Here is a 25,752-nt window from a genome sequence, read left to right as displayed (position 1 = left end):
AGCGCGTAGCGTGGGCACATCGTGCCCACGCGTGAATTCACGCTACGTACATGCCATTCCGGTACAACGCAGGCATGTACTCCGACTATCGCGGCCATGCGTGGGCATAGGTGCCCACCCTACCTAGTAAATGCGCTTGGCCGGCGCCAGCGGGGTCCATTGGTACAGCCAGGTCTCGCTCAGCGGCTGGCTATCCGCCGCCAGGTAGACCCGGATATCAATCGGCTCGACGCTATCGTCGGTCGGCTTCAGGTCGAACATCACGCGATAGCCGTGGATCGCATCCAGCGGACGCGCCGAGGTAATTTCAACCTTGCCGCGCGAGACGCTGATCATCGGCTTGACCTTGGCGTCCTTGCCCAGCAAGGCCAGGTCGCCGCCGGCAAAATCGATCGCGAAGCGGCGTGAGTAATAAGTGCGCTTCTGGCCGACCACGCCGCCCATGCCGGTACGCGTCGCCGCGACCTGCGCCAGCGGCGGCGAGAACGGCATCTTGCTGCCCCAGTGCAGGCGATAGGCAAACAAGCGCTCCTGCCCTGCCTGCGGCTTGTCGGCCGGGTTCCAGAAGGCGACGATATTGTCGAAGGTCTCGTCGGCAGTCGGGATTTCCACCAATTGTACCGCGCCCTTGCCCCAGCCTGATTTCGGCTCCACCCACAGGCTCGGGCGGCGGTCGTAGAACACGCCGTCATCCTGGTAATGATCGAAATTGCGGTCCCGTTGCAGCAGGCCGAAACCGCGCGGGTTCTCATCCTGGTAGGCGTTGAAGCGCAGGTGCTCGGGATTGGTCAGCGGCCGCCAGATCCATTCACCGTTGCCGCGCTGCATGGCGAGGCCGTCCGAATCGTGGATCTCCGGACGCCAGTCGTCGCTGGCGCCGATACGGCGGTCGTTCTCGCCATACTGGAACATGCTGGTCAGCGGCGCCACGCCCATGCGTTCGATGGTCTTGCGCGGATACAGCGCGACATCCACATCCATCACCATGGTGGCAGAAGGCTGGATCTCGAAGCGATAAGCGCCGGCCACGCTGGGCGAATCAAGCAGCGCGTAGACCACCAGCTTGCCGGAATCCTTGGCCGGACGCTCCAGCCAGAAACTGGTGAACATCGGAAACTCTTCCGGCTTGTCCATGCCGCAATCGATCGCCAGGCCGCGAGCCGACAATCCGTACTGCCATTCGGCGCCGACCGCGCGGAAGTAGCTGGCGCCCAGGAACGCCGTGATGTCGCGTTCGAGGTCGGTATGGAAATTCACGCGGAAGCCGGCAAAACCTAGGTCCTTCGGCATGTGGTCCGCCTTCAGGCCGCTCTTGCCGTAGTTGAACATCGCCGAGTCGTAAGCCAGCTCTTGCGCCTGGCCGTTCTTCAATTCGTAGATCTGCACCGGACTCTTGAAGAACAGGCCAAGGTGGAAAAACTTGACCTGGAAACGCAGCTGGTCGTCGCCCCACAAGGCATGGCCGTCACGGTAGCTGATCGCCTGGTACTGGTCCCAGTCGAGCGCCTTCACTTCAGGCGGGATATGGTTCACCGGCGGTTCATAGGCTTTGCCCGCCAGTTGTTTTGCGTGGCCCTTGAGCCAGGCGTAATCAAAGGCTTGCGGCTGGCCCAGGAATTTCAATTGTGCCGGCGCGGTTCCCGCGGCCAGCAGCGAAGTTGCGGGAAAACCGGCGGCGGCGAGTGCCGCCGACGCCTTCAGAAAATCACGTCGTAACATGGTGCTCCTTATTGAATTAGAACGATGAGCTGGCTCAGCGCGCTGCGGTCGTCAGGGACTGCCAGCGCCGGTTGGCTTGCTCCGAATTCCAGACTTCGAAATGCAGCTGGGACAAGGTCAAGGGATCGTCCAGCAGTGCATTCTTTTGACGCGGCGACAAACCGTCGGGACCGCCTTTCAATGCCGCCTGCAGCAGCGCCGCACGCGCCGCCAGGGCGCCGGCCGGCACCGCCGGACGCGCGCTCACCGCCGCGCACACCAAAGCGTTCATGACCGGGTCGATCACTGCATCGTTGAACTTGGCCAGCACCTTGCCATTGTCGTTGTACACGGTGGTGGCCGCCAGTTCAGGCGGCAGGTCGACCTCTTCCGGAATCACGAACAGGCGGGCGTGGCGGAAGCTGCGGCCAAGCGTCACCCGACTGGAGAACACCGACAAAGGAATCGACAGCATCAGCGAGCCGACGATAGGCAACAACCACCACAGGAAACCCGGCTCCAGCCAATACACGCCGCCGCCCCATAGCAGGCCCAGCAGCGTATGGCCGCCGTGGCGGCGCATCGCTTCGCCCCAGCTGGTCTCGGCATCCTCGCGCGGCGGCGATTTCCAGCTGATGGTCCAGCCCAGAAAAGCGCCGATCACAAAACGTGTATGGAACAGCATGCGCACCGGCGCCAGCAGCATCGAAAACAGCAGTTCCATGATCATGCTGAGCGTCAGGCGTATGGCGCCGCCGAATTCGCGCGCACCCTTGGCCCAGATCAGCACCACGCTCAGTACCTTGGGCAGGAACAGCAAGGTTGCGGTGGCGCTGAACAAGGCCAAGGCCCGGTCCGGATGCCATTCCGGCCATACCGGGAACAGCTGGCCAGGCGTCACGAAATATTCCGGCGCCACCAGCGTATGTACCGCCAGCAATACCGTCGACAGCATCAGCGACAGGAACCACAGCGGCGCCGACAGGTAAGCCATGACGCCGGTCACGAACACCGCGCGATGCACGGCATGCATGCCGCGCGCCAGGAACAGGCGGAAGTTCATCAGGTTGCCCTGGCACCAGCGGCGATCGCGTTTCAGTTCGTCGAGCAGGTTGGGCGGCATTTCCTCGTAGCTGCCGGCCAGGTCGTAGGCGATCCAGACGCCCCAGCCGGCGCGCCGCATCAGCGCCGCTTCGACAAAATCATGCGACAGGATTTCACCCGCCAGGGCGCCCTCGCCCGGCAGCGGCGCCAGTGCGCAATGCTCCATGAACGGCTGCAGCCGGATGATGGCGTTGTGCCCCCAATAGTGTGATTCACCGAGTTGCCAGTAGTGCAGTCCGGCGGTAAACAAGGGGCCGTAGACGCGTGTCGAAAACTGCTGGATGCGCGCATACAAGGTATCGCGGCCGGCCGCGCGTGGCGCGGTCTGCACGATGCCGGCAGTCGGATTGGCTTCCATCAGGCGCACCAGCGTCGTCAGGCAGCTGCCGCTCATGACGCTGTCGGCGTCGAGCACGATCATATAGCTGTAGTTGGCGCCCCAGCGCCGGCAGAAATCGTCGATATTGCCGCTCTTGCGTTTTACGCGGCGCCGCCGGTGCCGGTAGAAGATGCGGCCAAAGCCGCCTATGGTGCGGCACAGGCTGGCCCAGGCGTCCAGTTCGGCGCTGCAGATATCGCTGTCGCCGCTGTCGCTCAACACGAAGAAATCGAACCGGTCCAGCTCGCCGCTGGCGGCAACCGATTCGTAGGTTGCACGCAGGCCGGCAAAGACCCTGGTGACGTCTTCATTACAGATCGGCATCACGATCGCCGTCCTGGCGCTGGCCGGGATCGGCCCCGGGCAGCCTCTTCACGCGAAATCACATAACGGTCGGTGCCGCGCATCAGCACCAGGAACCCGGCCATGGCGGTCCAGAATCCGGCCGAGACCCAGCAGAACAACAGGGCGAACAGGCCCAGTGTGACCAGTTCCAGCGGCTTGTCGCCGTGATACGGCAGCACCGCGCTCATGAAATACGTCGCCATCGCTGTCTGCGCCAGCATCAGCAACAGCAGCACGATACGCCGCAGGTTGCCGCGCGACTTGCTCTTGTGCTGGTCATGGCTGTCGACCTCGGCTACCGGCAGCGGCTCCGGCTGCGGCAGCTCGGTCGAGCGCGCGGGCTTCTTATGGCGCCGCTGCTTGGCGCGCGGCCGCAGGTCGAATTGTTTGTTGGCGGTTTCGATCCAGCGCACCAGCGGATTCAGGGTCCCCCATGGGTGGGCCACGATCGGCGTGCGTTGCAGCGGCGGGGCGATGGCGATGCGGGCGCGGCCGCTGTCGTCGGTGCTGATGTCCGCCATCTGATGCGGCCCAGCTGGCTCGGCCTGGCCCGTAATCGGCGCCTGCGTAAAAGCCAGCTGCAAACGTGCCGCCACCGATGCATAAGCAGGATTGGCAAGGTCCGTCGCCGCACCGGCGCCAGCAGCTCCGGCCAGGGCCTGATGCAAGGTGGCCATCGGCGCATCGCCAGCCGCCGCCAGCTGTTTGGACAAATTCGCGCGCCGCTCTGCCGACAAAGGCAGGCGATCCAGATAGCGATCACAATTATCCGGCAGGTCCATATCTAAAGCTGTGGGCAACTGCCTGTCTAGTTGGGCGGTAATATGTAACTCCAGGTTTCAGATAAGGTTGTGCTGCCGCCACGCAAGAATCCGCGCAGTTCGACCGGTTTGTTGTCTTCATTGCGCCGCACCCGCACCGTCATGCGCCAGCCGCCGGTAGCCTCGTTGCGGAACACCTTGGTTTCCAGCACCTTGCCGTTGTCGTCGGCGCTGACTACGCCCTCCGGCTGTACCTTGTCGGACAGTTTCTTGAATACCGGGCCGTCAAAATCGACCACCAGGCCGATACTGTTGTCGTCGCTCTTCTTCTGGTAGCCGAAACCGCGCCGGGTCTGCGTCACCCATGACAGAGGCGGCCGCTTTTCAGCTTCCTTCTGCCATGACAAAGTGTATTCCAGATTGAAAGGCTGACCAACCTTGGGCACGTTTTCCGGCACCCAGAAAGCCACCACGTTGTCGTTGGTTTCGTCCGGCGTCGGGATCTGCACCAGCTCTACCCTGCCGCTGCCCCAGTTGCCCTTGGGCTGGACCCAGGCGCTGGGGCGCCGTTCGTACTTGGCGTCCAGGTCCTGGTAGCTGCCGAAATCGCGGTCGCGCTGCATCAGGCCGAAACCGGCCGGGTTGCTCAGCGAATAAGACGTCACCAGCAGCCGCTTCGGATTGACCAGCGGCCGCCAGATCCACTCGCCGGTGCCGGAAGCTACCGACAAACCGTCCGAGTCGTGCACTTCAGGCCGGTAATCCTCGCTTTGCGAGCGCTGGTTGTCGCCATGCAGATACATGCTGGTCAGCGGCGCCAATCCCAGCTTGCTGACATTTTCGCGCAGATACAGCTGGGCCTTGACATCGACCGTGGTGTCCGAACCCGGCTTCAGCACAAAACGATAGGCGCCGGTGATACGGCGCGAATTGAGCAAGGCATAGATGGTGAGTTCTTTGTCGCTGGCTTTCGGCCGCTCGATCCAGAATTCGGTAAAGCGCGGGAATTCCTCGCCTGAACTCAGGCCGGTATCGATCGCCAGGCCCCGGGCCGACAGGCCGTAGGTCTGGTCCTTGCCCAAGGCGCGGAAATAGCTGGCGCCGAGGAAGGACAATACTTCGTCCTTGTATTTGCTGGTGTTGAGCGGGTAATGCACGCGGAAGCCGGCGAAACCCAGTCCGCGCAGCTTGCGCGTATCGACCTTGTTGCCGCCGTAATCGAAGTCATTCGGGTCGAACCGGATTTCCTTCACGCTCTGGCCATTGATCTCGCTGATCTTGACCGGCTGGTCGAAGGCATATCCTTCGTGGAAGAACGCCAGTTCAAACGGCAGCTTCTGGCTGCGCCAGGTGAATTTTTCCGGCAGAAAGCGGATATCCTTGTACTGCTCGTAATCGAGATTGCTGATTTCTTTCGGCAGGTTGCCCTCAGGCTTGCTGTAGGAATTGGCCGCCAGTTCCTTTGCCTGCTTGGCAACATTATTGAAATCGAAGGCGAAAGCATTGCCGCCTATCCATGGCAGCAACAAGGCAACCGGCAGGACGATTGAGCGTACCCCCGCTAAAGCAGACGGCGTCCGCTGAAACAAATTTAAATGCATTGGATTCCCATCTGACACTGCTGTTATGACCTGCCCGAGTGCGCCAGCGCTGGCAGCCTCGAGAGTAGGCGGTAGTTTATCAGTGTTCTATAATTTTTTATATCCATCAAGAAACTAGTTGGCAGCACTTTGTATTGACGCCTGCATCACCAGCCATGCAAGGACTGCGCCATGGCAAATATTGCCAAATCGGCAGCAAAATACGTCGTACGAGTGCAAAATGATGAAAAATCCCTGCCCTAGGTTAACAGGCCCTGGCATTTAAGAGCAATGCCAAGCCGACAAAGTTCCTTTTAAGACTTTATAGTAAGATCACCTTTTTTTACCCAGCCTGTAAATCAGCAGGCCCATGCACCAGCGCCCATGACTCCTCGCCTCACCATTATCGTCGCGACCGACGCCCGCAACGGCATCGGTATCCGCAACACCCTGCCCTGGCATTTGCCGGAGGACCTGGCGCATTTCAAACGCACGACTTCGGGCCACCCCATCATCATGGGCCGCAAGACTTTTGAATCGATAGGCCGACCGCTGCCGCAGCGGCGCAATATCGTCATTACCCGCAATCCCGGCTGGCGCCACGACGGCGTCGAAAGCGCGCCTTCGCTGGCCGCCGCCGCCGCCATGGTCGGCGACGCCGAGGCTTTCATCATCGGCGGCGCCGAGATCTATGCCGCGGCGCAGGACCTGACGCAGCGCCTGATCGTCACCGAAATCCAGCACAGCTTCGACTGCGACGCCTTTTTCCCGACGCGCGATGCGCGGCAATGGCAGGAAATTTCGCGCGAAACCCATCATTCCGAGGCCAACGGTTTCGACTACGCTTTTGTGGTTTACCAACGGCTTGCACCCGAGCTTAGCGTGGCCAGCAGCTGACCCGGGCCGATGATGGAATGACATCTGTTGTTTTCTGCAGGATTTCCCTCATCTTTATCCCCTAATCCGTGCATATCTGCGAAAATTCGGCTTTCTCGTAGGGTGGGCACATCGTGCCCACGCGTGAATTCACTCGACGTACATACCTGTTTCGGCGCCACACGGGCCCGCACTCCGGTTATGACGGTAACGCATGGGCACGATGTGCCCACCCTACGCGCAGCCTTGTTATCAACCACCGTCTCCTGGAGACCTTGATGAAATTCCGCTTCCCCATCGTCATCATTGACGAAGACTTCCGTTCCGAAAACACTTCCGGCCTGGGCATCCGCGCCCTCGCCGACGCCATGGAGGCAGAAGGCATGGAAGTGCTGGGCGTCACCAGTTACGGCGACCTGTCGCAGTTCGCCCAGCAGCAATCGCGGGCATCGGCCTTCATCCTGTCGATCGACGACGAAGAGTTCGGCGCCGGTTCGTTCGAGGAAACCGACCACGCGCTGAAATCGCTGCGCGCCTTTGTTGAAGAAATCCGCCACAAGAACGCCGACATCCCGATCTACCTGTACGGCGAAACCCGCACCTCGCGCCATATCCCCAACGATATCCTGCGCGAACTGCACGGCTTCATCCACATGTTCGAAGACACGCCGGAATTCGTCGCGCGCCATATCATCCGCGAAGCCAAATCGTACCTGGACGGCCTGTCGCCGCCCTTTTTCCGCGCGCTGGTGCATTATGCGCAAGACGGTTCCTATTCCTGGCACTGCCCGGGGCACTCGGGCGGCGTCGCCTTCCTGAAATCGCCTATCGGCCAGATGTTCCACCAGTTCTTCGGTGAAAACATGCTGCGCGCCGACGTCTGCAACGCGGTGGAAGAACTCGGCCAGCTGCTCGACCATACCGGCCCGGTGGCCGATTCGGAACGCAATGCGGCACGCATCTTCAACGCCGACCACTGCTACTTCGTCACTAACGGCACCAGCACCAGCAACAAGATGGTGTGGCACTCGACGGTTGCTCCCGGCGATATCGTGGTGGTCGACCGCAACTGCCACAAATCGATCCTGCACTCGATCATCATGACCGGCGCGATTCCGGTGTTCCTGATGCCGACCCGCAACCACCTCGGCATCATCGGCCCGATCCCGCTGGAAGAGTTCACGCTGGAAAGCATCCGCAAGAAGATCGAAGCCAATCCGTTTGCGCGCGAAGCCGCCAACAAGAAGCCGCGCATCCTGACCATCACGCAGTCGACCTACGACGGCGTGATCTATAACGTCGAAACACTGAAGAACATGCTCGACGGCGAGATCGACACCCTGCACTTCGACGAAGCCTGGCTGCCGCATGCGACCTTCCATGACTTCTACAAAGACATGCACGCGATCGGCAAGGACCGCCCGCGCGCCAAGAAATCGATGATCTTCTCGACCCAGTCGACCCACAAGCTGCTGGCCGGCCTGTCGCAGGCCTCGCAGATCCTGGTGCGCGAATCGGAGAGCGTGCAGCTGGACCAGGATGCTTTCAACGAAGCCTACCTGATGCATACCTCGACTTCGCCGCAGTACTCGATCATCGCTTCCTGCGACGTCGCCGCGGCCATGATGGAAGCCCCGGCGGCACTGCGCTGGTGGAAGAAAGCATCCTGGAAGCGCTGGACTTCCGCCGCGCCATGAAGAAGATCGACGAAGAATGGGGCAAGGACTGGTGGTTCCAGGTCTGGGGACCGAACAGCTTCTCGGAAGACGGCATCGGCAGCCGCGAAGACTGGGTCATCCGCGCCGAGGACGACTGGCACGGTTTCGGCAACCTGGCGCCGAACTTCAACATGCTCGACCCGATCAAGGCCACCATCGTCACGCCCGGCCTGTCGCTGGAAGGCAAGTTCGGCGAGAGCGGGATTCCGGCTTCGATCGTCACCAAATACCTGGCCGAGCATGGCGTTATCGTCGAAAAATGCGGCCTGTATTCGTTCTTCATCATGTTCACCATCGGCATTACCAAGGGCCGCTGGAACACGCTGCTGACCGCCTTGCAGCAGTTCAAGGACGACTACGACAAGAACCAGCCGATCTGGCGCATCCTGCCTGAGTTCGCAGCCGCCAACCACGGCAAGAACGTGCGCTACGAGCGGCTCGGCCTGCGCGACCTGTGCCAGCAGATCCATGAAACCTACAAGTCATACGACGTGGCGCGCCTGACCACCGAAATGTACCTGTCCGACATGCAGCCGGCCATGAAGCCATCCGACGCCTTCGCCAAGATGGCCCACCGCGAAATCGACCGCGTGCCTATCGACCAGCTCGAAGGCCGCGTCACCTCGATCCTGCTGACGCCTTACCCGCCGGGCATCCCATTGTTGATCCCGGGCGAACGCTTCAACAAGACTATCGTCGACTACCTCAAGTTTGCGCGCGATTTCAACGAGAAATTCCCGGCTTTGAAACAGATGTGCACGGCCTGGTGAAGCGCGAAGTGAATGGCAAGCGCGACTACTTCGTGGATTGCGTGCGGCAGTAACCTCGCAGCAAGCATGGCCAATAAAAAACCGGGAGGCTCAGTTGAGCGTCCCGGTTTTTTTATATCTCCGATTCTGGCTTTGGCTTTACAGCGGTGCGAACCGCCGCGCGCCGTTTTCCAGCAAACCGTTGAACAACTCCGCCGGCCGCACCCACAGGCCCGGCGCATGCGGCCACAGGTGTTCGTAGACCACCATGGCTTCTTCAGTTTCCGAATGCCTTGCCAGGCCGATGTAGCGGTATAAACCACCTTTGTAATGGCGGTGGGTAGCAATCTTCTGTGCGTCTTCTTCAGTCACTCGCTTCTCCAACATGTGATGCATCTCTAAACAATCCTGATAGGGTGGGCAAGACTCTTGCCCACCCTATCCGTCAAGCTGCCTCGTCTAGGCGACCCCGTAAGCCTGCACTTCCAACGGCTGACCGTCGGCTTCAAACCTGACCGCCACCGCCAGCGACGTGACGCCGATGGTGCGCAGCGCGTCGTAGGTATCATCCACTTCTACCTGCAAGTCGGCGCCGGCAGCCAGCGGCTTCTCCGAAGAAGCCAGCACGGCGCCGTCCTTGCCGTACAAATTCACCCGCAACACCATCTCGCCACGCACATCGGCCGGACCGACCACTGCGCTGGCGTCGAAAGAGGCAACGCCGTGCTGGTCGAGGCCGTGGTTCAGCTCGGACATCATCTGCAGCGTGAAGTACTCGGCGATGCCGCGCTCCTTGCCGCCGTGGAACAGGTCCTGGTACAGGAAATGCAGATCGATCTCGCTGCCGTCGGTCACCAGGCAACGCTTGAGCAAAGGCGCGACTTGTTCAGTCCAGCCCTGGAAACGCTCTTCCCGCGCACCGAAGTAAGCGTCGGCGCCGGCTTCATCTTCCGGCACCGCATAAAACGCGTCGTTGGTCGCCTTCAGCGAAAAACCCAGCAAGAAACGCAGTTCGACCGCATCGTCGTCCGCCCCGAACAGGTTTTCCGGCCAGCCGCTGATGCTGCGTTCAATCGCCGTGGTCTCGGCCAGCTTCTTGTCGGCCATGGCGCCGAATGCATCGCGGTTCATTTCAAACAGATGGCTGTAGCGGATGCTGTCGATTTCATCGAGGTGGTAGGCATGGCTAACCAGCACCACGGTGGCGTCCGGCCCTTCCAGCTGCGCCCGCTTGAAGCTGGCTGACAGCGCATCGAAGGCTTCCTGGTCCTGGAAGCATTGCTCGCGCTTGAGGCCGCCGCGGGCGTGCGCGAAGAATGGCACCACGAAGGCGTTCAGCTCCAGCACCTTGCCTTCATCGCGACGCACCAGCAAAATCTCCGATGCTTCTTCGACCTGCTCCTTCAGGAACCGCCAGGCGTCGAGATCGGCATATTTGGTGCGCTCGATCGCGTCATACAGGATGTCATCCTTCTTTTGCTGCAGGTTCTTCTTGATGATCTTGTGGAAATCGATGCCGGCCTGCTGCAAGACGGCGCTGGCGGCAACGCCTTCGGCTTCTTCCCCATCCTGCTCGGCCAGGTCGATCGCCAGGTCGCACAGCTGCTGGGTGACGGCTTCGTCCTTGTCTTCAGGGGAGACGCTGGATTTGCGTGGTACGGGACGCTTGTTCTTCGGCATCTCAGGCCTTCGGCAATGTTACGCCGTGCTGGCCCTGGTACTTGCCGCCACGGTCCTTGTACGACGTTTCGCAAATTTCATCGCTCTCGAAAAACAGCACCTGGGCGCAGCCTTCGCCGGCGTAGATCTTGGCTGGCAGCGGTGTCGTGTTGGAAAACTCCAGCGTGACATAACCTTCCCACTCAGGTTCGAACGGCGTCACGTTAACGATGATGCCGCAACGCGCGTAGGTCGACTTGCCGAGGCAGATAGTCAGCACGCTACGCGGGATGCGGAAGTACTCCATGGTGCGCGCCAGAGCAAACGAGTTAGGCGGGATAATGCAGACGTCGCCGCTGAAATCGACAAACGATTTCTCGTCGAAATTCTTGGGATCGACAATGGTCGAATTGATATTCGTGAAAATCTTGAATTCGTTGGCGCAGCGGATATCGTAGCCGTACGACGAGGTGCCGTAAGACACGATTTTCTGGCCGTTGGCCTCGCGCACCTGGCCCGGCTCGAACGGCTCGATCATGCCGGTTTCCTGCGCCATGCGGCGTATCCATTTGTCGGATTTGATGCTCATCGCGTATTTCCTTCTTTTACTGCAACAGTTTATGGTGTGTATTTGGCGCAATTTTACGCGAAAACCCCTTTAAAACAGGGATTTAAGCAGGGATTTGCCCGCTACCGGCTGGCGATTGCTTCTAACGCTGCATGGTTTCCCAGACTTTCTGCAAACGCTTGACCGACACCGGCATCGGCGTCCGCAGCTCCTGGGCAAACAGCGACACTCGCAGCTCTTCCAGCAGCCAGCGGAATTCAGCCTGTTTCGGATCGCTTTTGCCGCTGCGGTCTTTTTGCGCGCGCTGCCATGGCGTCGCCACTTGCGCCCACTCCGCCATCAGCCGCGTATCGCGGCTCGGGTCGGCGCGCAATTTCTCCAGCCGTATATTGACCGCCTTCAGGTAGCGCGGGAAATGGGTCAGGTTGGCGTAGTCGTTGTCGGCAATGAAACGCTTGCTGACCAGCGACTGCATCTGCGCCTGGATATCGGCCACCGCCTGCGGATGTCCCTTGGCGCCCTGCAAACGTTTCGGCAAGCCGTGATACTCGGCCAGGATCAGCGCCGCCAGGCGCGCAATCTCATTGCACAGCAAACCCAGGCGCGACTTGCCCTCATCCTTGCGCTGGGCGAACTCGGCCGCAGTCCTCGGCAACGGCAGCTGCAGGCAGGCGCGTTCCAGTCCGGCATGGATGATCTGGTCGCGCAGTTCTTCCTGCGACCCCAGCGCCAGGAACTGCATGCCCATCTGCTGCAGGCCGGGGATGTTTTTCTCGAGGAACTTCAACTGTTCCTTGAGCTGCAAGGCGAACAGCCGGCGCAGGCCAAGATGATGGATGCGCACCGCCTCGTTCGGATCGTCGAAGACTTCCAGGTCGCAATGCGTGCCCCGATCCACCAGCGCCGGAAAGCCGATCAGAGTCTGCTTGCCCTGCTGGATTTCCAGCAGTTCGGGCAGTTCGCCGAAGGTCCAGCCGGTCAGGTTGCTGAACTGCGCATTGGCGCCGTCGCCAGGTTTCACAGGCGATTTTGCCGCCGGCTGGGCGCTAACCCGGACAGCTGCCGGCGCCGCCGTTTTCCCCGTTGGTTCCGCTTCAGCGCTCGCTGCGGCCGCATTGTCGTCGGCCACCGTCACGCTCGCCAGCCTCTGGAAACTCTCGCGCGCCTGCCCGCCGAATTCGGCTTGCAGCGCAGCCAGGTTGCGCCCCATGTCGAGCTGGCGGCCATGCTCGTCGACCACCTTGAAGTTCATCGAATGATGGGCCGGCAAGGTTTCCAGCTTGAAATCGGTGCTGCGCGCGGCGACGCTGGTTTCAGTGCGGATGTCCGCCATCAAGGCATCCAGCAGGTTACCGTGGCCGAATACGTGGCGCGCCTGTATCCGCTCGCAGAAACCGGCGGCATAGTCAGGCAGCGGCACGCAATTGCGGCGTATCTTTTGCGGCAAGGATTTCAGCAGCAGATGGACTTTTTCCTTCAGCATGCCGGCCACCAGCCAGTCGCAGCGGTCGACGTACACCTGGTTGAGCGCATACAGCGGCACCGTCAGCGTCACGCCATCGCGCGGCGTGCCTGGTTCGAAATGATAGGACAGAGCCATTTCGATGCCAGCCACCCGCATCACTTTCGGAAACAACTCGGTGGTGATGCCGGCCGCCTCGTGCCGCATCAGGTCGTCGCGATTGAGGAACAGCATCTTGGGCGTCTGCACGCTGACATCTTTATGCCATTTTTCGAACGCGATGCCGTTGCAGATATCGGCCGGGATCAGCTTGTCGTAGAACGCGGCAATCAGCTCGTCGTCCACCAGCACATCCAGCCGGCGCGACTTGTGCTCCAGGTTCTCGATCTCGCGGATCAGTTTCTGGTTGTGCGCAAAGAACGGCGCCCGGGTCTCGAACTCGCCGCCGACCAGCGCATCGCGGATGAATATCTCGCGCGCTTCCTGCGGATTGATCAAGCCGAAATTGATGCGGCGCTGGCTATACACCACCAGCCCGTATAAGGTAGCACGCTCCGAGGCCGAGACTTGCGCCGTGCGTTTTTCCCAGCGCGGCTCGCCGTACGATTTCTTCAGCAGGTGGGCGCCGACCTTCTCCAGCCATTCCGGCTGGATCTGGGAAATGCAGCGTGCATACAGGCGGCTGGTGTCGACCAGTTCGGCCGCCATCACCCACTTGCCGGCCTTCTTCGACAAATGCGAACCCGGCCACAGGTGGAACTTGATAGCGCGCGCGCCCAGGTAATGCGAATCTTCGTCGGCCTTGAAACCGACGTTGCCGAGCAAACCGGTCAGCAAGGCGCAATGCAGCTGCTCGTAGGTAGCCGGCGCATCGTTCAGACGCCAGCCCTGCTCGCGCACGATCGTCAGCAGCTGCGAATGGACATCGCGCCACTCGCGCAAACGCAGTTGCGACAGGAAATTGGCGCGGCAGTTATCCATCAGCTGGCGATTGGTTTTCTTGTGCTCGATCGCGTCTTCGAACCATTTCCAGATTTTCAGGTAGCTCAGGAATTCGGATTTTTCATCGGCGAATTTCTTGTGCGCCTGGTCGGCTGCGCTCTGCGCCTCCAGCGGCCGGTCACGCGGATCCTGCACCGACAAGGCGGCAGCGATGACCAGCATTTCGCTCAGGCAGACATTGTCCAGCGCCGCCAGGATCATGCGGCCGACGCGCGGATCGAGCGGCAGCTTGGCCAGCTGGCGGCCGGTCTTGGTCAGCTGGTTGTTGTCGTCGACCGCGCCCAGTTCCTGCAGCAGCTGGTAGCCGTCGGCGATAGCGCGGCCCGGCGGCGGTTCGATGAACGGGAAGGTTTCGACATCAGTCAAATGCAGCGATTTCATGCGCAAGATGACCGAAGCCAGCGACGAGCGCATGATTTCAGGCTCCGTGAATTTCGGCCGCTGCAGGTAATCCTGCTCTTCGTACAGGCGGATGCAGACGCCGGCGGCGACCCGGCCGCAACGGCCGGCGCGCTGGTTGGCCGCCGACTGCGCAATCGGCTCGATCTGCAGCTGCTCGACCTTGTTGCGGTAGCTGTAGCGTTTCACCCGCGCCAGGCCGGCATCCACCACATAGCGGATGCCAGGCACGGTTAGCGAAGTTTCGGCGACGTTGGTCGCCAGCACAATGCGGCGCGCGTTGGACGGCTTGAATACGCGCTCCTGCTCCTGCGCCGACAGGCGGGCGAACAAAGGCAGGATTTCGACGTGGGCAGGATGGTGCTTGCGCAGCGCTTCGGCGGTATCGCGGATTTCGCGTTCGCCCGGCAAGAACACCAGCACGTCGCCGGAGCCGATGCGCGCCAGCTCCTCGACCGCATCCACCACCGCATCCATCAGGTCGCGTTGCTCGCGGTCGCGCTGGGCGGCATTTTGCGGTGCGTTCGGTTTGGCTGCCGCCGTACCTGCGGCTGGATTGAGGCCGCTGCGGTCGGCATTGTCGACCGGCCGGTAGCGCACTTCGACCGCGTACAGGCGGCCGGACACCTCGATCACCGGCGCCGGCTTGTCGGTGGTGCCGAAATGGCGAGCAAATCGGTCGGCGTCGATGGTGGCCGAAGTGATGATGATTTTCAGGTCCGGACGTTTCGGCAGCAGCTGCTTCAGGTAGCCCAGCAGGAAATCGATGTTCAGGCTGCGCTCGTGCGCTTCATCGATGATGATGGTGTCGTACTGGCGCAGCAAGGGATCGGTCTGGGTCTCGGCCAGCAGTATGCCGTCGGTCATCAGCTTGATCCAGGCGCCCTTGCTCAGGGTGTCGTTGAAGCGCACCTTATAGCCGACGTGTTCGCCCAGCGGCGAGTTGAGCTCCTGGGCGATGCGCTTGGCAGTCGAGGATGCGGCGATCCGGCGCGGCTGGGTATGGCCGATCAGGCCGCTCTGGCCGCGCCCCAGTTCCAGGCAAATCTTCGGCAGCTGGGTGGTTTTACCCGAACCGGTTTCACCGCAGACGATAACCACCTGGTTGGCCGCGATCGCCGCCGAAATTTCACCGCGCTTGCCGGAAACCGGCAGTTCCTCGGGAAACACGACCGGCGGCAAAGGATTACGTTCAGGCAACGGCCGCACAGGCTCGGCGCGTGGCGATGCCGGACGCGGCTGGGATGGACGGCCAGCAGTGCGCTGGGAACTTGGGCGATCGGCTGACCGCGACGGTTTGTTGGATTCTGATACTGACATGAGGATGGAATTATACAGACCGCCATAGATGAAGCCGCGGCATATCGTCAACTGTTTTGCCCATCTCGCAATTACCAAAACGACAATACCTGTAACGATGCCCTGGAACGGGCTTCAGCCATGGCCGTTTTGCCAATACTGGCGGCACACGACATACGCTATAATCGAGGGTTATCGAAACTGCCAATTTGCAGCTGCAACAACAGCCGGCAGGCAGCTTCTCTTTTTTCCCGCATTCATTATTCTCAAGGCAGGCGGCCGAGACCGCCTGAACCACGCATCATGCAAGAACCCGTCTCCGAACAGCCGAACCTGAATGGCGTTGACAATGACGCGGCCGATAGCGCCGACATCGTCGCCCATAACGTCTCCGTCGAACAGATCGCCGGCGAAGTGGCGCGCCGCCGCACATTCGGCATCATTTCCCACCCGGATGCCGGCAAAACCACGCTGACCGAAAAACTGCTGCTGTTTTCGGGCGCGATCCAGCTGGCCGGTACGGTCAAGGGCCGCAAGAGCGGCCGCCATGCGACATCGGACTGGATGGACATCGAAAAGCAGCGCGGCATTTCGGTCGCCAGCTCGGTCATGCAGTTCGAATACCGCGACCACGTGGTCAACCTGCTCGACACTCCGGGCCACCAGGACTTCTCGGAAGATACCTATCGCGTGCTGACCGCGGTCGACTCGGCGCTGATGGTGATCGACGCCGCCAAGGGCGTGGAAACCCAGACCATCAAGCTGCTCAACGTCTGCCGCATGCGCAACACGCCGATCATCACCCTGATGAACAAGATGGACCGCGAAACCCGCGACCCGCTGGAACTGCTGGATGAACTGGAATCGGTGCTGAAGATCCAGTGCGCGCCGGTGACCTGGCCGATCGGCATGGGCAAGACCTTCCGCGGCGTGTACCACCTGCTGCGCGACGAGATCCTGCTGTTCGCAGCCGGCAACGACAAGGCTGACCAGACATTTGAAGTCATCAAAGGCATCGATAACCCGCGCCTGGATGAAATGTTCCCGCGCGAAATCGAACAGCTGCGGATGGAAGTCGAACTGGTGCATGGCGCCTCCCATCCGTTCGACCAGGAAGCATTCCTGGCCGGCGTGCAGACCCCGGTATTCTTCGGTTCCGCCATCAACAACTTCGGCATCCGCGAGATCCTCAATGCGCTGATCGACTGGGCACAGCCGCCAGGCTCGCGCGACGCCACCGTGCGTACCGTGGAACCGAAAGAAGCCAGCTTCTCCGGTTTCGTGTTCAAGATCCAGGCCAACATGGACCCGGCCCACCGCGACCGCATCGCTTTCCTGCGCGTCTGCTCCGGCCATTTCCAGCGCGGCATGAAAATCAAGCACCTGCGCCTGAACCGCGAGATCAAGGTATCGAACGTGGTGACCTTCATGGCCTCCAGCCGCGAACAGGTGGAAGAAGCCTACGCCGGCGACATCATCGGCCTGCCCAACCACGGCAACATGCAGATCGGCGACAGCTTCTCCGAAGGCGAACTGCTGCAATTCACCGGCATCCCCTACTTCGCGCCGGATTTCTTCCGCTCGGTACGGATCCGCAACCCGCTCAAGATCAAGCAGCTGCACAAGGGCTTGCAGCAGCTCGGCGAAGAAGGCGCGATCCAGGTCTTCAAGCCGGTCACCAGCAGCGACCTGGTGCTGGGCGGCGTCGGCGTGCTGCAGTTCGAAGTGGTAGCCAGCCGCCTGCTCAACGAGTACGGCGTCGATGCGGTATTCGAAGGCACCAGCATCAGCAGCGCGCGCTGGATCACCTGCGACGACAAGAAGATCCTGGCCGATTTCGAAAAATCGTCAGCCGGCCACAACGTCGCCTATGACGCCGCCGGCAACATGGCTTACCTGGCGACCTCAGGCGTGAACCTGCGCCTGACGCAGGAGCGCTGGCCACAGGTGGTGTTCCATGAAACGCGGGAGCATGCGGTCAAGCTGAACTGATCCGGCGAACTGCAGGCGTAAAAAAAGGAGATGCAAATGCATCTCCTTTTTTATGCAGGGTGGGCACTTGTGCCCACGCGGAACGTCGCTCGTTCGAGCAGCGAATTCAGCGTGGGCAGAAAATCTGCCCATCCTGCAATTTACGAATGATCGCGCTGGTCAGCCTGCGCAACCGCGGCGTCGTGAATCGCCAGTTCCTGCTCGGCGTCGATGCCCTTGTTATCCAGCTGGCGATGCAACTGCTGCTCATCCAGCTCACCAGTCCATTTCGCCACGATGATCGTCGCCACGCCGTTGCCGATGGTGTTGGTCAGCGCGCGCGCTTCCGACATGAAACGGTCGATGCCGAGGATCAGCGCCAGGCCGGCAACCGGCACGTGGCCAACCGCCGACAAAGTCGCCGCCAGCACGATGAAACCGCTGCCGGTGACGCCGGCTGCGCCCTTGGAAGTCAGCAGCAAGACTGCCAGCAGCGTCAATTGCTGGAACAGGCTCATCGGCGTATCGGTAGCCTGGGCGATGAATACCGCCGCCATCGTCAGGTAAATCGAAGTGCCGTCCAGGTTGAATGAATAACCGGTCGGGATCACCAGGCCGACCACCGATTTCTTGGCGCCCAGGTTTTCCATCTTGCCCATCAGGCGCGGCAGCACCGATTCCGACGACGAGGTGCCGAGCACGATCAGCAGTTCTTCCTTGATGTACTTGACGAATTTCCAGATGCTGAAGCCGTGCACCCGGGCCACCACGCCCAGCACGCCGAAGATGAACAGCAGGCAGGTCAGGTAGAACGCGCCCATCAACTGGCCCAGCGACAGCAGGGAGCCGACGCCGTATTTGCCGATGGTGAACGCCATTGCACCGAAGGCGCCGATTGGAGCGACCTTCATGATCAGGGCAACCATGCCGAACAGCACATGCGAGAATTTTTCGACGAAATCGAACACCAGGGTGCCGCGGCCGCCGAACTTATGCAGCGCAAAGCCGAACAGGATCGCGATCAGCAGCACCTGCAGGATTTCGTTCTTGGCAAACGCATCGACAAAGCTGCTCGGGATGATGTGGAACAGGAAATCGCTGGTCGATTCCATCTTGCCCGGGCCGGTGTAAGCGGCAATGCTCTTGGTGTCGAGCGAGCTGAGGTCGACGTGCATGCCGGTGCCAGGATGCCAGACATTGACCACCACCAGGCCAAGGATCAGGGCCACGGTGCTCATGATCTCAAAATACAGCAGGGCCAGGCCGCCGGTCTTGCCGACTTTTTTCATGTCTTCCATGCCGGCAATGCCGATCACCACGGTGCAGAAAATCACCGGCGCGATGATCATCTTGATCAGCTTGATGAAACCGTCGCCGAGCGGCTTCATCGCCGCCCCGGTTTCCGGGTACAGATGTCCAAGCACGACGCCGATCACGATGGCGGTCAAGACTTGCACATAAAGGGATTTGTAGAGCGCTGGTTTTGCCATTTGTCCTCTCCAATTAGATTACGTTTTTTTTAGAATATCGCTGCTGGCCACGCTGTTGACCACAGTATTGCGCACATGCAGCCAGCGCTGATCATACCGCCTACGTCCATCAGCGGTCTTGTCCTTGCATCTTCCCTGGATAGCCCAAGCAGGAAAAGATAGAAAAAAGAGCGCAACTTTAGCTGATAACGCTAACATCACTCAAGCTTATTTACGTCCGCCGGCATGAAATTGCATTTTGTGCAATCATTGTTGGATACGTTTGCCGCAATCTCTTGAATTGGCAACCTTGGCCATCATTCTGTTCTGTATTGATCTTTAAGTAAATTCCTCATGGGATATTTATCAGGCAATACCTGAGATGGTCTTGTCATATTGGGTGTGTATCTTGCTTAGGTGCAGACGTATGTGGCTGGATTGCTTTTTACCAATCCCGCGGTTTGCGCCGGAGCCGGAATTTTTGCCTGGTGAAATACGCGGAAAAGTAATCGCAACCTTTCGCCTGTTTTACCTGTCTCAGACAAGCCGTATTACAGCAAGTCCTTTCATAGCGAGGAAGAAACATGACTGAAAACGAAGTACGCGACAACGCCTTTGCAATGCCGATCCACAATCCGGCCTTCCCACCCGGCCCCTATCGTTTCGTCGACCGCGAATTCCTGATCATCACCTACCGCACCGATCCGGAAGCACTCAAGAAGCTCATCCCGGCACCGCTGCAGTTCGTCGAACCTATCGTCAAGTTCGAATTCATCAAGATGCCTGACTCGACCGGCTTCGGCCATTACTGCGAATCGGGACAGGTCATACCGGTAACCCTGGACGGCGTCGCCGGCGGCTACGTCCACAACATGTACCTGAACGACCACCCGCCGATCGCCGGCGGCCGTGAACTGTGGGGTTTCCCGAAAAAGCTCGGCAGTCCGGAACTGCAGGTCCATACCGACACCCTGATGGGCACGCTCGACTACAGCGATTTCCGCATCGCCACCGGCACCATGGGCTACAAGCACAAGACACTCGACAGCGCTGCGGTAAAAAAATCGCTGGAGGCGCCCAGCTTCCTGCTGAAAATCATCCCGCATGTGGACGGCACCCCGCGCATCTGCGAACTGGTACAGTACAGCCTGACCGACATCACCGTCAAAGGCGCCTGGAGCGGCCCCGGCGCGCTAGACTTGCATCCGCATGCGCTGGCCCCCATCGCCGACCTGCCGGTGCTGGAGGTGATCTCCGCAGTACATATCCTGACAGACCTGACCCTGCCTCTGGGCACCGTCGCTTTTGATTACCTCGCCAAATAAGCAAGTCAATAAACAAGTAAAGGAATAGCCATGTCACTCAAAGATAAAGTTGCCCTGATTACCGGTTCCGCCAGCGGCATCGGCAAGGAAATCGCCATCGAATACGCCCGCGCCGGCGCCAAGGTCGTGATCGCCGACCTGGCGCTCGACGCCGCCACCGCTACTGCCAACGAGATCAGCCAGTCCGGCGGCATCGCCATGGCGGTCGCCATGAACGTCACCGACGAAGCGCAGGTCGACAAAGGCATCGCCGATGCCGTAGCCGCCTATGGCAGCATCGACGTCCTGATCAGCAACGCTGGCATCCAGATCATCGCCCCGGTGGTCGATTCGACCCTGGACAACTGGAAAAAAATGCTGGCGATCCATCTCGACGGCGCCTACCTGACCACGCGCGCGGCAATGCGCGAAATGATCAAGAAGGGCAACGGCGGCGCCATCATCTACATGGGTTCGGTGCACTCGCATGAAGGCTCGCCGTTGAAAGCGCCCTACGTCACCGCCAAGCACGGCCTGATCGGCCTGGCGAAAGTGGTGGCCAAGGAAGGCGCGAAAGACAAGATCCGCGCCAATGTCATCTGCCCCGGCTTCGTCCGCACGCCATTGGTGGAAAAGCAGATTCCCGAGCAAGCCAAGGAACTCGGCATCAGCGAAGAGCAAGTGATCAAGAACGTGATGCTGAAAGACACCGTGGACGGCGAATTCACCACTACCCACGATGTCGCGCAAACCGCGATCTTCCTGGGCGGCTTCGAATCCAATGCGCTGACCGGGCAGTCGATCGTGGTCAGCCACGGCTGGTTCATGCAGTAACAGCTTGCGGTTGCCGAGCCGGACCAAAAGGGTAAGACGGGGAAACAATGCGTCTTGCCCTTTTTATCAGGTACAAGCCGGCAGCCGCACTCAATCCTGAAAGTCATCTTGAGCACAACTTATTTCCTGCCGAAGCCAGCGCCGCGCCTGCGCCTGAAACATTGCCTGTCCTGCCTGTTGCTGCTGGCCGGCAGCAGCGCCCTGCTCGCCAAAAACGAGCCGGCCAAACCGGCTGCAGTCGAAGCAGCGCTGCCATTCGCCAGCCGCCAGGCTGCGCTGTCGGCCTTGCCGCCGCTGATGCTGTGGGTAGGAGAACGACCGGACGACGTGCGCGCCTGGATCAGCGGCAGCGCCCGCCAGGCAACGCAGAAAGGCAGCGCCGATAATCAGCCGGCGCCGTCAATCCAGGACCAGCGCATGGGCGTTGCGGTGCTGGACACCACCATCCTGCTGCGCGACGGCAGCGCCACTGTGCGCCGCCGCCAGCAACCTTTGCAGCTGCCGCCGGCCTGGTATGCGCAAAACGGCGTACAGCAAAAAGCGCCGCTGGTCACCATCGTCCATATCGACATGGCGCGCGGCGCGCGTAAGCCGCAGCTGAACGAAAAACAGAAAAAGACCATCGTCAACGCCGTGGTAGCCGCTGCGGCCCGCAGTCCGAGCCAGGTGGTGCAGTTGGATTTCGAAGTCATGCATAGCCAGAAGCCGTTCCTGGCGGACGTCGTCAAACGCAGCCGCGACGCCCTGCCGGCCAATGTCGCCTTGTCGATCACGGCGCTGGCCTCATGGTGCGTGGGCGACGCCTGGCTGGCCGACCTGCCGGCCGACGAAGTAGTACCGATCGCGTTCCGCATGACCGGCGATGCCGGCCGCATGCGCGACGTCCTGAATCACGAAGGCCACTTCCCGCGTCCGGAGTGCCAGCCCAGCCTGGGCTTGTCGCTGGATGAACAGCCATGGCCGAACAAGCTGCGCAGCCAGCGGCTTTATCTGTATAACCGGAATGTCTGGTCGGGGACACCGATGGCCGGATGGGCTGTGCGTCTAGGGGCGATTTTTCCGTAAGGAGCGCTCATATTCAACTGCGGCGGCAAAGTAGCTGAGCAAGCCTTTGCAGTAATTGTCTGGCTCTGACCATTTATCCGTATGCGGCCGCGTTTGAGGAAACCATCGATACATTGCACGGTACCGGTGCGGCGAAGGATAATAGCGGCTACATCATTTTTAAAGTTCCCCCATGGAAATCAAGGTCAACTTTCTCGATAAGCTACGTCTTGAAGCCAAGTTCGATGACTTCACGGTAGTGGCCGACCAGCCTATCCGCTATAAGGGCGATGGCTCGGCGCCTGGCCCTTTCGATTATTTTCTGGCCTCGTCAGCCTTGTGCGCAGCGTATTTTGTGAAATTGTATTGCGTAACTCGCAACATTCCTACCGAGAATATCCGCCTGTCGCAGAATAATATCGTTGACCCGGAAAACCGCTACCAGCAGATTTTCAAGATTCAGGTCGAGTTGCCGGCGGATATCTCTGCCAAAGACCGCCAGGGCATTTTGCGCTCCATCGACCGTTGTACCGTGAAAAAAGTGGTGCAAGCCGGCCCCGAATTTGTCATTGAAGAGGTAGAGAACCTGGATGCCGATGCCCAGGCCCTGCTGACCTTGAAGCCGGCTTCTGACGTCAGCACCTATATTGCAGGCAAGGATCTGCCGTTGGAGCAAACCATCGCCAATATGTCGGGCGTTTTGGCGAACTTGGGCATCAAGATTGAAATCGCTTCGTGGCGCAATCTTGTTCCCAATGTGTGGTCGCTGCATATCCGCGATGCGCACTCGCCGATGTGTTTCACCAACGGCAAGGGAGCGACCAAGGAAAGCGCATTGGCGTCGGCGCTCGGAGAGTATATCGAGCGGCTCAATAACAACCATTTCTACGCCGGCACGTTTTGGGGCGAAGACATCGCCGACGCCGCGTTTGTGCATTACCCGAACGAGCGCTGGTTTAAGCCTGGCCGTAAAGATGCGCTGCCGGCTGAAATTCTGGATGAGTATTGTCTGCCAATTTACAATCCCGACGGCGATTTATTTGGCTCGCATCTGATTGACACAAACTCCGGTAATGTGCAGCGCGGGATTTGTTCACTGCCGTTTGTGCGACAGTCAGATGGCGAGGTGGTGTATTTTCCGTCCAACCTGGTCGAAAACCTGTACGTCAGCAATGGCATGAGTGCCGGCAACACGCTGGCCGAAGCGCAGGTGCAATGTCTGTCGGAAATTTTCGAACGGGCGGTAAAACGCGAAATTCTGGAAGGTGAAATCACATTGCCTGATGTGCCGCAGGAAGTGCTGGCGAAATACCCCGGAATTCTGGCCGGCATTCAGGGCTTGGAAGAACAGGGCTTTCCGGTGCTGGTGAAAGATGCGTCGCTGGGAGGTGTGTACCCGGTGATGTGCGTCACCTTGATGAACCCGCGGACAGGCGGTGTGTTTGCCTCATTCGGCGCGCACCCAAGCTTGGAGGTGGCGCTGGAGCGCAGCCTGACGGAATTGCTGCAGGGCCGCAGTTTTGAAGGCCTGAACGAATTGCCCCGGCCCACCTTTGCAAGTGAAGCCGTGACTGAGCCAAATAACTTTGTCGAACACTTCATCGATTCCAGCGGCATTGTGTCATGGCGCTTTTTCAGCGCCAAAGCGGATTTCGATTTTGTCGAATGGGATTTTTCCGGCCGGGGGGAAAACTCCAATACCCAGGAAGCTGCGACCTTGTTCGCCATTCTCGAAGACATGGGCAAAGAAGTGTACGTGGCGGCGTATGACAATTTAGGCGCCGTAGCCTGCCGTATTCTGGTGCCCGGTTATTCGGAAATTTACCCGATAGAAGATTTGGTCTGGGATAACACCAACAAGGCGCTGTTGTTCCGCACCGATATCTTGAACCTGCATCGCCTGGACGATGCGAGGCTGGAAGCGCTGCTGGAGCGCCTGGATAACAATGAGCTCGATGACTATTCCGACATCGCCACATTGATCGGCATCGAATTTGACGAGAATACGGACTGGGGGCAACTGACAGTTCTCGAGTTGAAGCTGCTGATTCATCTCGCCTTACAGCAATTTGAGGAAGCGCAAGAACTGGTGGGAGCCTTCCTGCAGTACAACGACAACACGGTCGAGCGCGGATTGTTTTATCAGGCTTTGAATGTGGTGCTGGAAGTGCTGCTGGATGAGGACCTGGAACTAGACGATTACGTGGCCAATTTCCGCCGGATGTTTGGCAATGCACGGATGGACGCCGTAATGGGGTCAGTGGACGGCAGCGTGCGCTTCTTCGGGTTAACGCCGACGAGCATGAAACTGGAGGGTCTCGACAGGCACCAGCGACTTATCGACAGCTACAAGAAATTGCATAGGGCTCGGGCCAAGGTGACGGCTACAGCCCGTTAGGGTGACGAGTCATGGCGGGATGCGCTGACGCAGTTCATCCCCCTGCGTTCGATGCCGGAGCGACCAGCTGTGCCGGCGTGGATCGGTGTTGATGACGGCTTTCGCTTTAATGTTTCTATCTTGAGAGCTGCGGCCTCCACCGGTTGAATCCACAGCCGATAACAGTCACTGGTGATAGGTAGCTTACGGCCCCAAGGAGACGGCCACGGGTGTCCGCTTTCGGGAAGCGAAATCCGCAACCGGACCAGGCAGGGTCAGTGCCGAGACCTGTCAGGGCTTCACGAACCGATAGGCGAAGCGATCGGTCTCGCCCTTGATCGACGGATCGAACACCTTGATCGAGTGCAGATCGCCATTGTTCGCGAGCATGGTGCTCTCCGCGTCCAGTACGAAACCGGCCGCCTCCACCTCCTCGCGAACGGATGCCGGCTCAATCCGATGCAGCGACTGAGCGCCGCTCGTGCCCGCCCCGACGGCGGCGGCGTGGTCTACGATGACGTAGGACCCACCGGGCTTCAACCGCTCGTAGACGGCTCGATTGAAGTGGGCCGCCGTTGCGCCCCTGGCCTGCATCAGCTCGGTGTGGAGATCGTGGTAGAACAGGTGCAACCACAGGACGTCCGCTGGTTGCGTAGCCTTCGGCATCGCCACGAGGTCCGCGGAGACGGCTTCGACGTTCTCTCGGCCCGGCTCCTTCGTGAGCGTCCGCATGCGGCCTAGCGGATCGTTCTTGAAGTTGGCAACTTCGGCCGGCACGAAGCTGTAGACCCGTCCTCCGGGTCCCACGATGTCGGAGAATAGACGAGTCCAGTCGCCGTCGCCTGGGTAAACATCGATGACGGTAGAGCCCGCAACAACTCGTGCGAACTGGATCAACTCGGATAGTTTGGATTGTTCGTACATCGGGAATCTCCGTTACGGTTGGGTATAGGTAATTGCAGCGACATCTGCGATCGCGATCCATCAGTCGAACTTGACCAGGTCCTTAAAGATCAATTGACCCCAGCTATTTCCGCGCGCCTGCACAAGCAGTGCACCTTCCGAAAGCCCGCCAAGTTTGATCGGCGAGAAACCGAGATTTTCCGCAAGCGCATCAATTTCCGTTGCTGCGTCGTCACAGGAGCGCGCCGGGG

At 60.0% G+C, this 25,752-nt stretch carries 15 protein-coding genes and 3 pseudogenes; 8 read left to right on the top strand and 10 right to left on the bottom strand.

The annotated features are described in order from the left end of the window. Positions 1-123: 123 nt before the first annotated feature. The 3 genes and pseudogenes from CFter6_RS08350 to CFter6_RS08340 all read right to left on the bottom strand — a co-directional run bounded on the left by CFter6_RS08350 (position 124) and on the right by CFter6_RS08340 (position 5,888). Entirely contained in the window at positions 124-1,719 is a 1,596-nt protein-coding gene (locus CFter6_RS08350; protein ID WP_061539536.1) for an OpgD/OpgG family glucan biosynthesis protein, read from the bottom strand. A 34-nt stretch (positions 1,720-1,753) separates the two neighbouring features. Then, positions 1,754-4,203: pseudogene (gene mdoH / locus CFter6_RS08345) on the bottom strand (glucans biosynthesis glucosyltransferase MdoH). A gap of 131 nt (positions 4,204-4,334) precedes the next feature. After that, on the bottom strand, positions 4,335-5,888 hold the full coding sequence (locus tag CFter6_RS08340; protein ID WP_082814662.1) for a glucan biosynthesis protein G: 1,554 nt from the start codon (positions 5,886-5,888) through the stop codon (positions 4,335-4,337). A 363-nt stretch (positions 5,889-6,251) separates the two neighbouring features. On the opposite strand from CFter6_RS08340, the gene CFter6_RS08335 reads away from it, so the two are divergent. From CFter6_RS08335 to CFter6_RS26920, 3 genes and pseudogenes are all read left to right on the top strand, one after another. Then, on the top strand, positions 6,252-6,764 hold the full coding sequence (locus CFter6_RS08335) for a dihydrofolate reductase (RefSeq protein WP_061539534.1): 513 nt from the start codon (positions 6,252-6,254) through the stop codon (positions 6,762-6,764). 257 nt (positions 6,765-7,021) lie between these two features. Continuing rightward, positions 7,022-8,709, top strand: a pseudogene (locus CFter6_RS08330) (Orn/Lys/Arg decarboxylase N-terminal domain-containing protein); the annotation flags it as partial. 36 nt (positions 8,710-8,745) lie between these two features. Then, the gene (locus CFter6_RS26920) at positions 8,746-9,231 is read left to right on the top strand and encodes an Orn/Lys/Arg family decarboxylase (protein WP_417924803.1); all 486 of its coding nucleotides are present in this window, start codon (positions 8,746-8,748) and stop codon (positions 9,229-9,231) included. Positions 9,232-9,369: 138 nt separating this feature from the next. Here the strand turns inward: CFter6_RS26920 and CFter6_RS08325 are convergent, their stop codons facing one another. From CFter6_RS08325 to hrpA, 4 genes are all read right to left on the bottom strand, one after another. Further along, complete coding sequence (locus CFter6_RS08325; protein ID WP_061539533.1) at positions 9,370-9,582, bottom strand: DUF1653 domain-containing protein; 213 nt, start codon at positions 9,580-9,582, stop codon at positions 9,370-9,372. Between the two features lie 87 nt (positions 9,583-9,669). Beyond that, complete coding sequence (locus CFter6_RS08320; RefSeq protein ID WP_061539532.1) at positions 9,670-10,890, bottom strand: DUF2863 family protein; 1,221 nt, start codon at positions 10,888-10,890, stop codon at positions 9,670-9,672. 1 nt (position 10,891) lies between these two features. Beyond that, positions 10,892-11,458 carry a dCTP deaminase gene (gene dcd, locus CFter6_RS08315; protein WP_014005410.1) on the bottom strand — a complete coding sequence of 189 codons (567 nt, stop codon included), beginning with the start codon at positions 11,456-11,458 and terminating at the stop codon, positions 10,892-10,894. Between the two features lie 121 nt (positions 11,459-11,579). Then, a complete protein-coding gene (gene hrpA / locus CFter6_RS08310) occupies positions 11,580-15,620 on the bottom strand; it encodes an ATP-dependent RNA helicase HrpA (protein WP_061542268.1) in 4,041 nt (1,346 codons plus the stop codon). Between the two features lie 282 nt (positions 15,621-15,902). On the opposite strand from hrpA, the gene CFter6_RS08305 reads away from it, so the two are divergent. Next, positions 15,903-17,591, top strand: coding sequence for a peptide chain release factor 3 (locus tag CFter6_RS08305; protein WP_061539531.1), 1,689 nt, complete (start codon positions 15,903-15,905; stop codon positions 17,589-17,591). Between the two features lie 140 nt (positions 17,592-17,731). Here CFter6_RS08305 and CFter6_RS08300 read toward each other — a convergent pair whose 3' ends face one another. Next, positions 17,732-19,060 (bottom strand): dicarboxylate/amino acid:cation symporter, encoded by a 1,329-nt coding sequence (locus CFter6_RS08300; RefSeq protein ID WP_061539530.1) that lies wholly within the window; start codon positions 19,058-19,060, stop codon positions 17,732-17,734. A 563-nt stretch (positions 19,061-19,623) separates the two neighbouring features. On the opposite strand from CFter6_RS08300, the gene CFter6_RS08295 reads away from it, so the two are divergent. The 4 genes from CFter6_RS08295 (at position 19,624) to CFter6_RS08280 (ending at position 24,619) form a co-directional block, all read left to right on the top strand. Continuing rightward, complete coding sequence (locus tag CFter6_RS08295) at positions 19,624-20,364, top strand: acetoacetate decarboxylase (RefSeq protein ID WP_061539529.1); 741 nt, start codon at positions 19,624-19,626, stop codon at positions 20,362-20,364. Positions 20,365-20,394: 30 nt separating this feature from the next. Beyond that, the gene (locus CFter6_RS08290) at positions 20,395-21,177 is read left to right on the top strand and encodes a 3-hydroxybutyrate dehydrogenase (RefSeq protein ID WP_061539528.1); all 783 of its coding nucleotides are present in this window, start codon (positions 20,395-20,397) and stop codon (positions 21,175-21,177) included. 108 nt (positions 21,178-21,285) lie between these two features. Beyond that, entirely contained in the window at positions 21,286-22,242 is a 957-nt protein-coding gene (locus CFter6_RS08285) for a hypothetical protein (protein WP_061539527.1), read from the top strand. A 172-nt stretch (positions 22,243-22,414) separates the two neighbouring features. Further along, positions 22,415-24,619 carry an OsmC domain/YcaO domain-containing protein gene (locus CFter6_RS08280; protein WP_061539526.1) on the top strand — a complete coding sequence of 735 codons (2,205 nt, stop codon included), beginning with the start codon at positions 22,415-22,417 and terminating at the stop codon, positions 24,617-24,619. Between the two features lie 270 nt (positions 24,620-24,889). On the opposite strand, the gene CFter6_RS08275 is transcribed toward CFter6_RS08280, so the two are convergent. Together CFter6_RS08275 and CFter6_RS26390 are read right to left on the bottom strand one after the other, a co-directional pair. Next, entirely contained in the window at positions 24,890-25,522 is a 633-nt protein-coding gene (locus tag CFter6_RS08275; protein ID WP_061539525.1) for a class I SAM-dependent methyltransferase, read from the bottom strand. A gap of 60 nt (positions 25,523-25,582) precedes the next feature. After that, positions 25,583-25,735: pseudogene (locus tag CFter6_RS26390) on the bottom strand (NADP oxidoreductase coenzyme); the annotation flags it as partial. Positions 25,736-25,752 lie beyond the last annotated feature (17 nt).

This window comes from Collimonas fungivorans (assembly GCF_001584145.1).
GTDB classification, from domain to species: Bacteria; Pseudomonadota; Gammaproteobacteria; order Burkholderiales; family Burkholderiaceae_D; genus Collimonas; species Collimonas fungivorans.
This window is presented reverse-complemented; position numbering and strand designations above follow the sequence as displayed.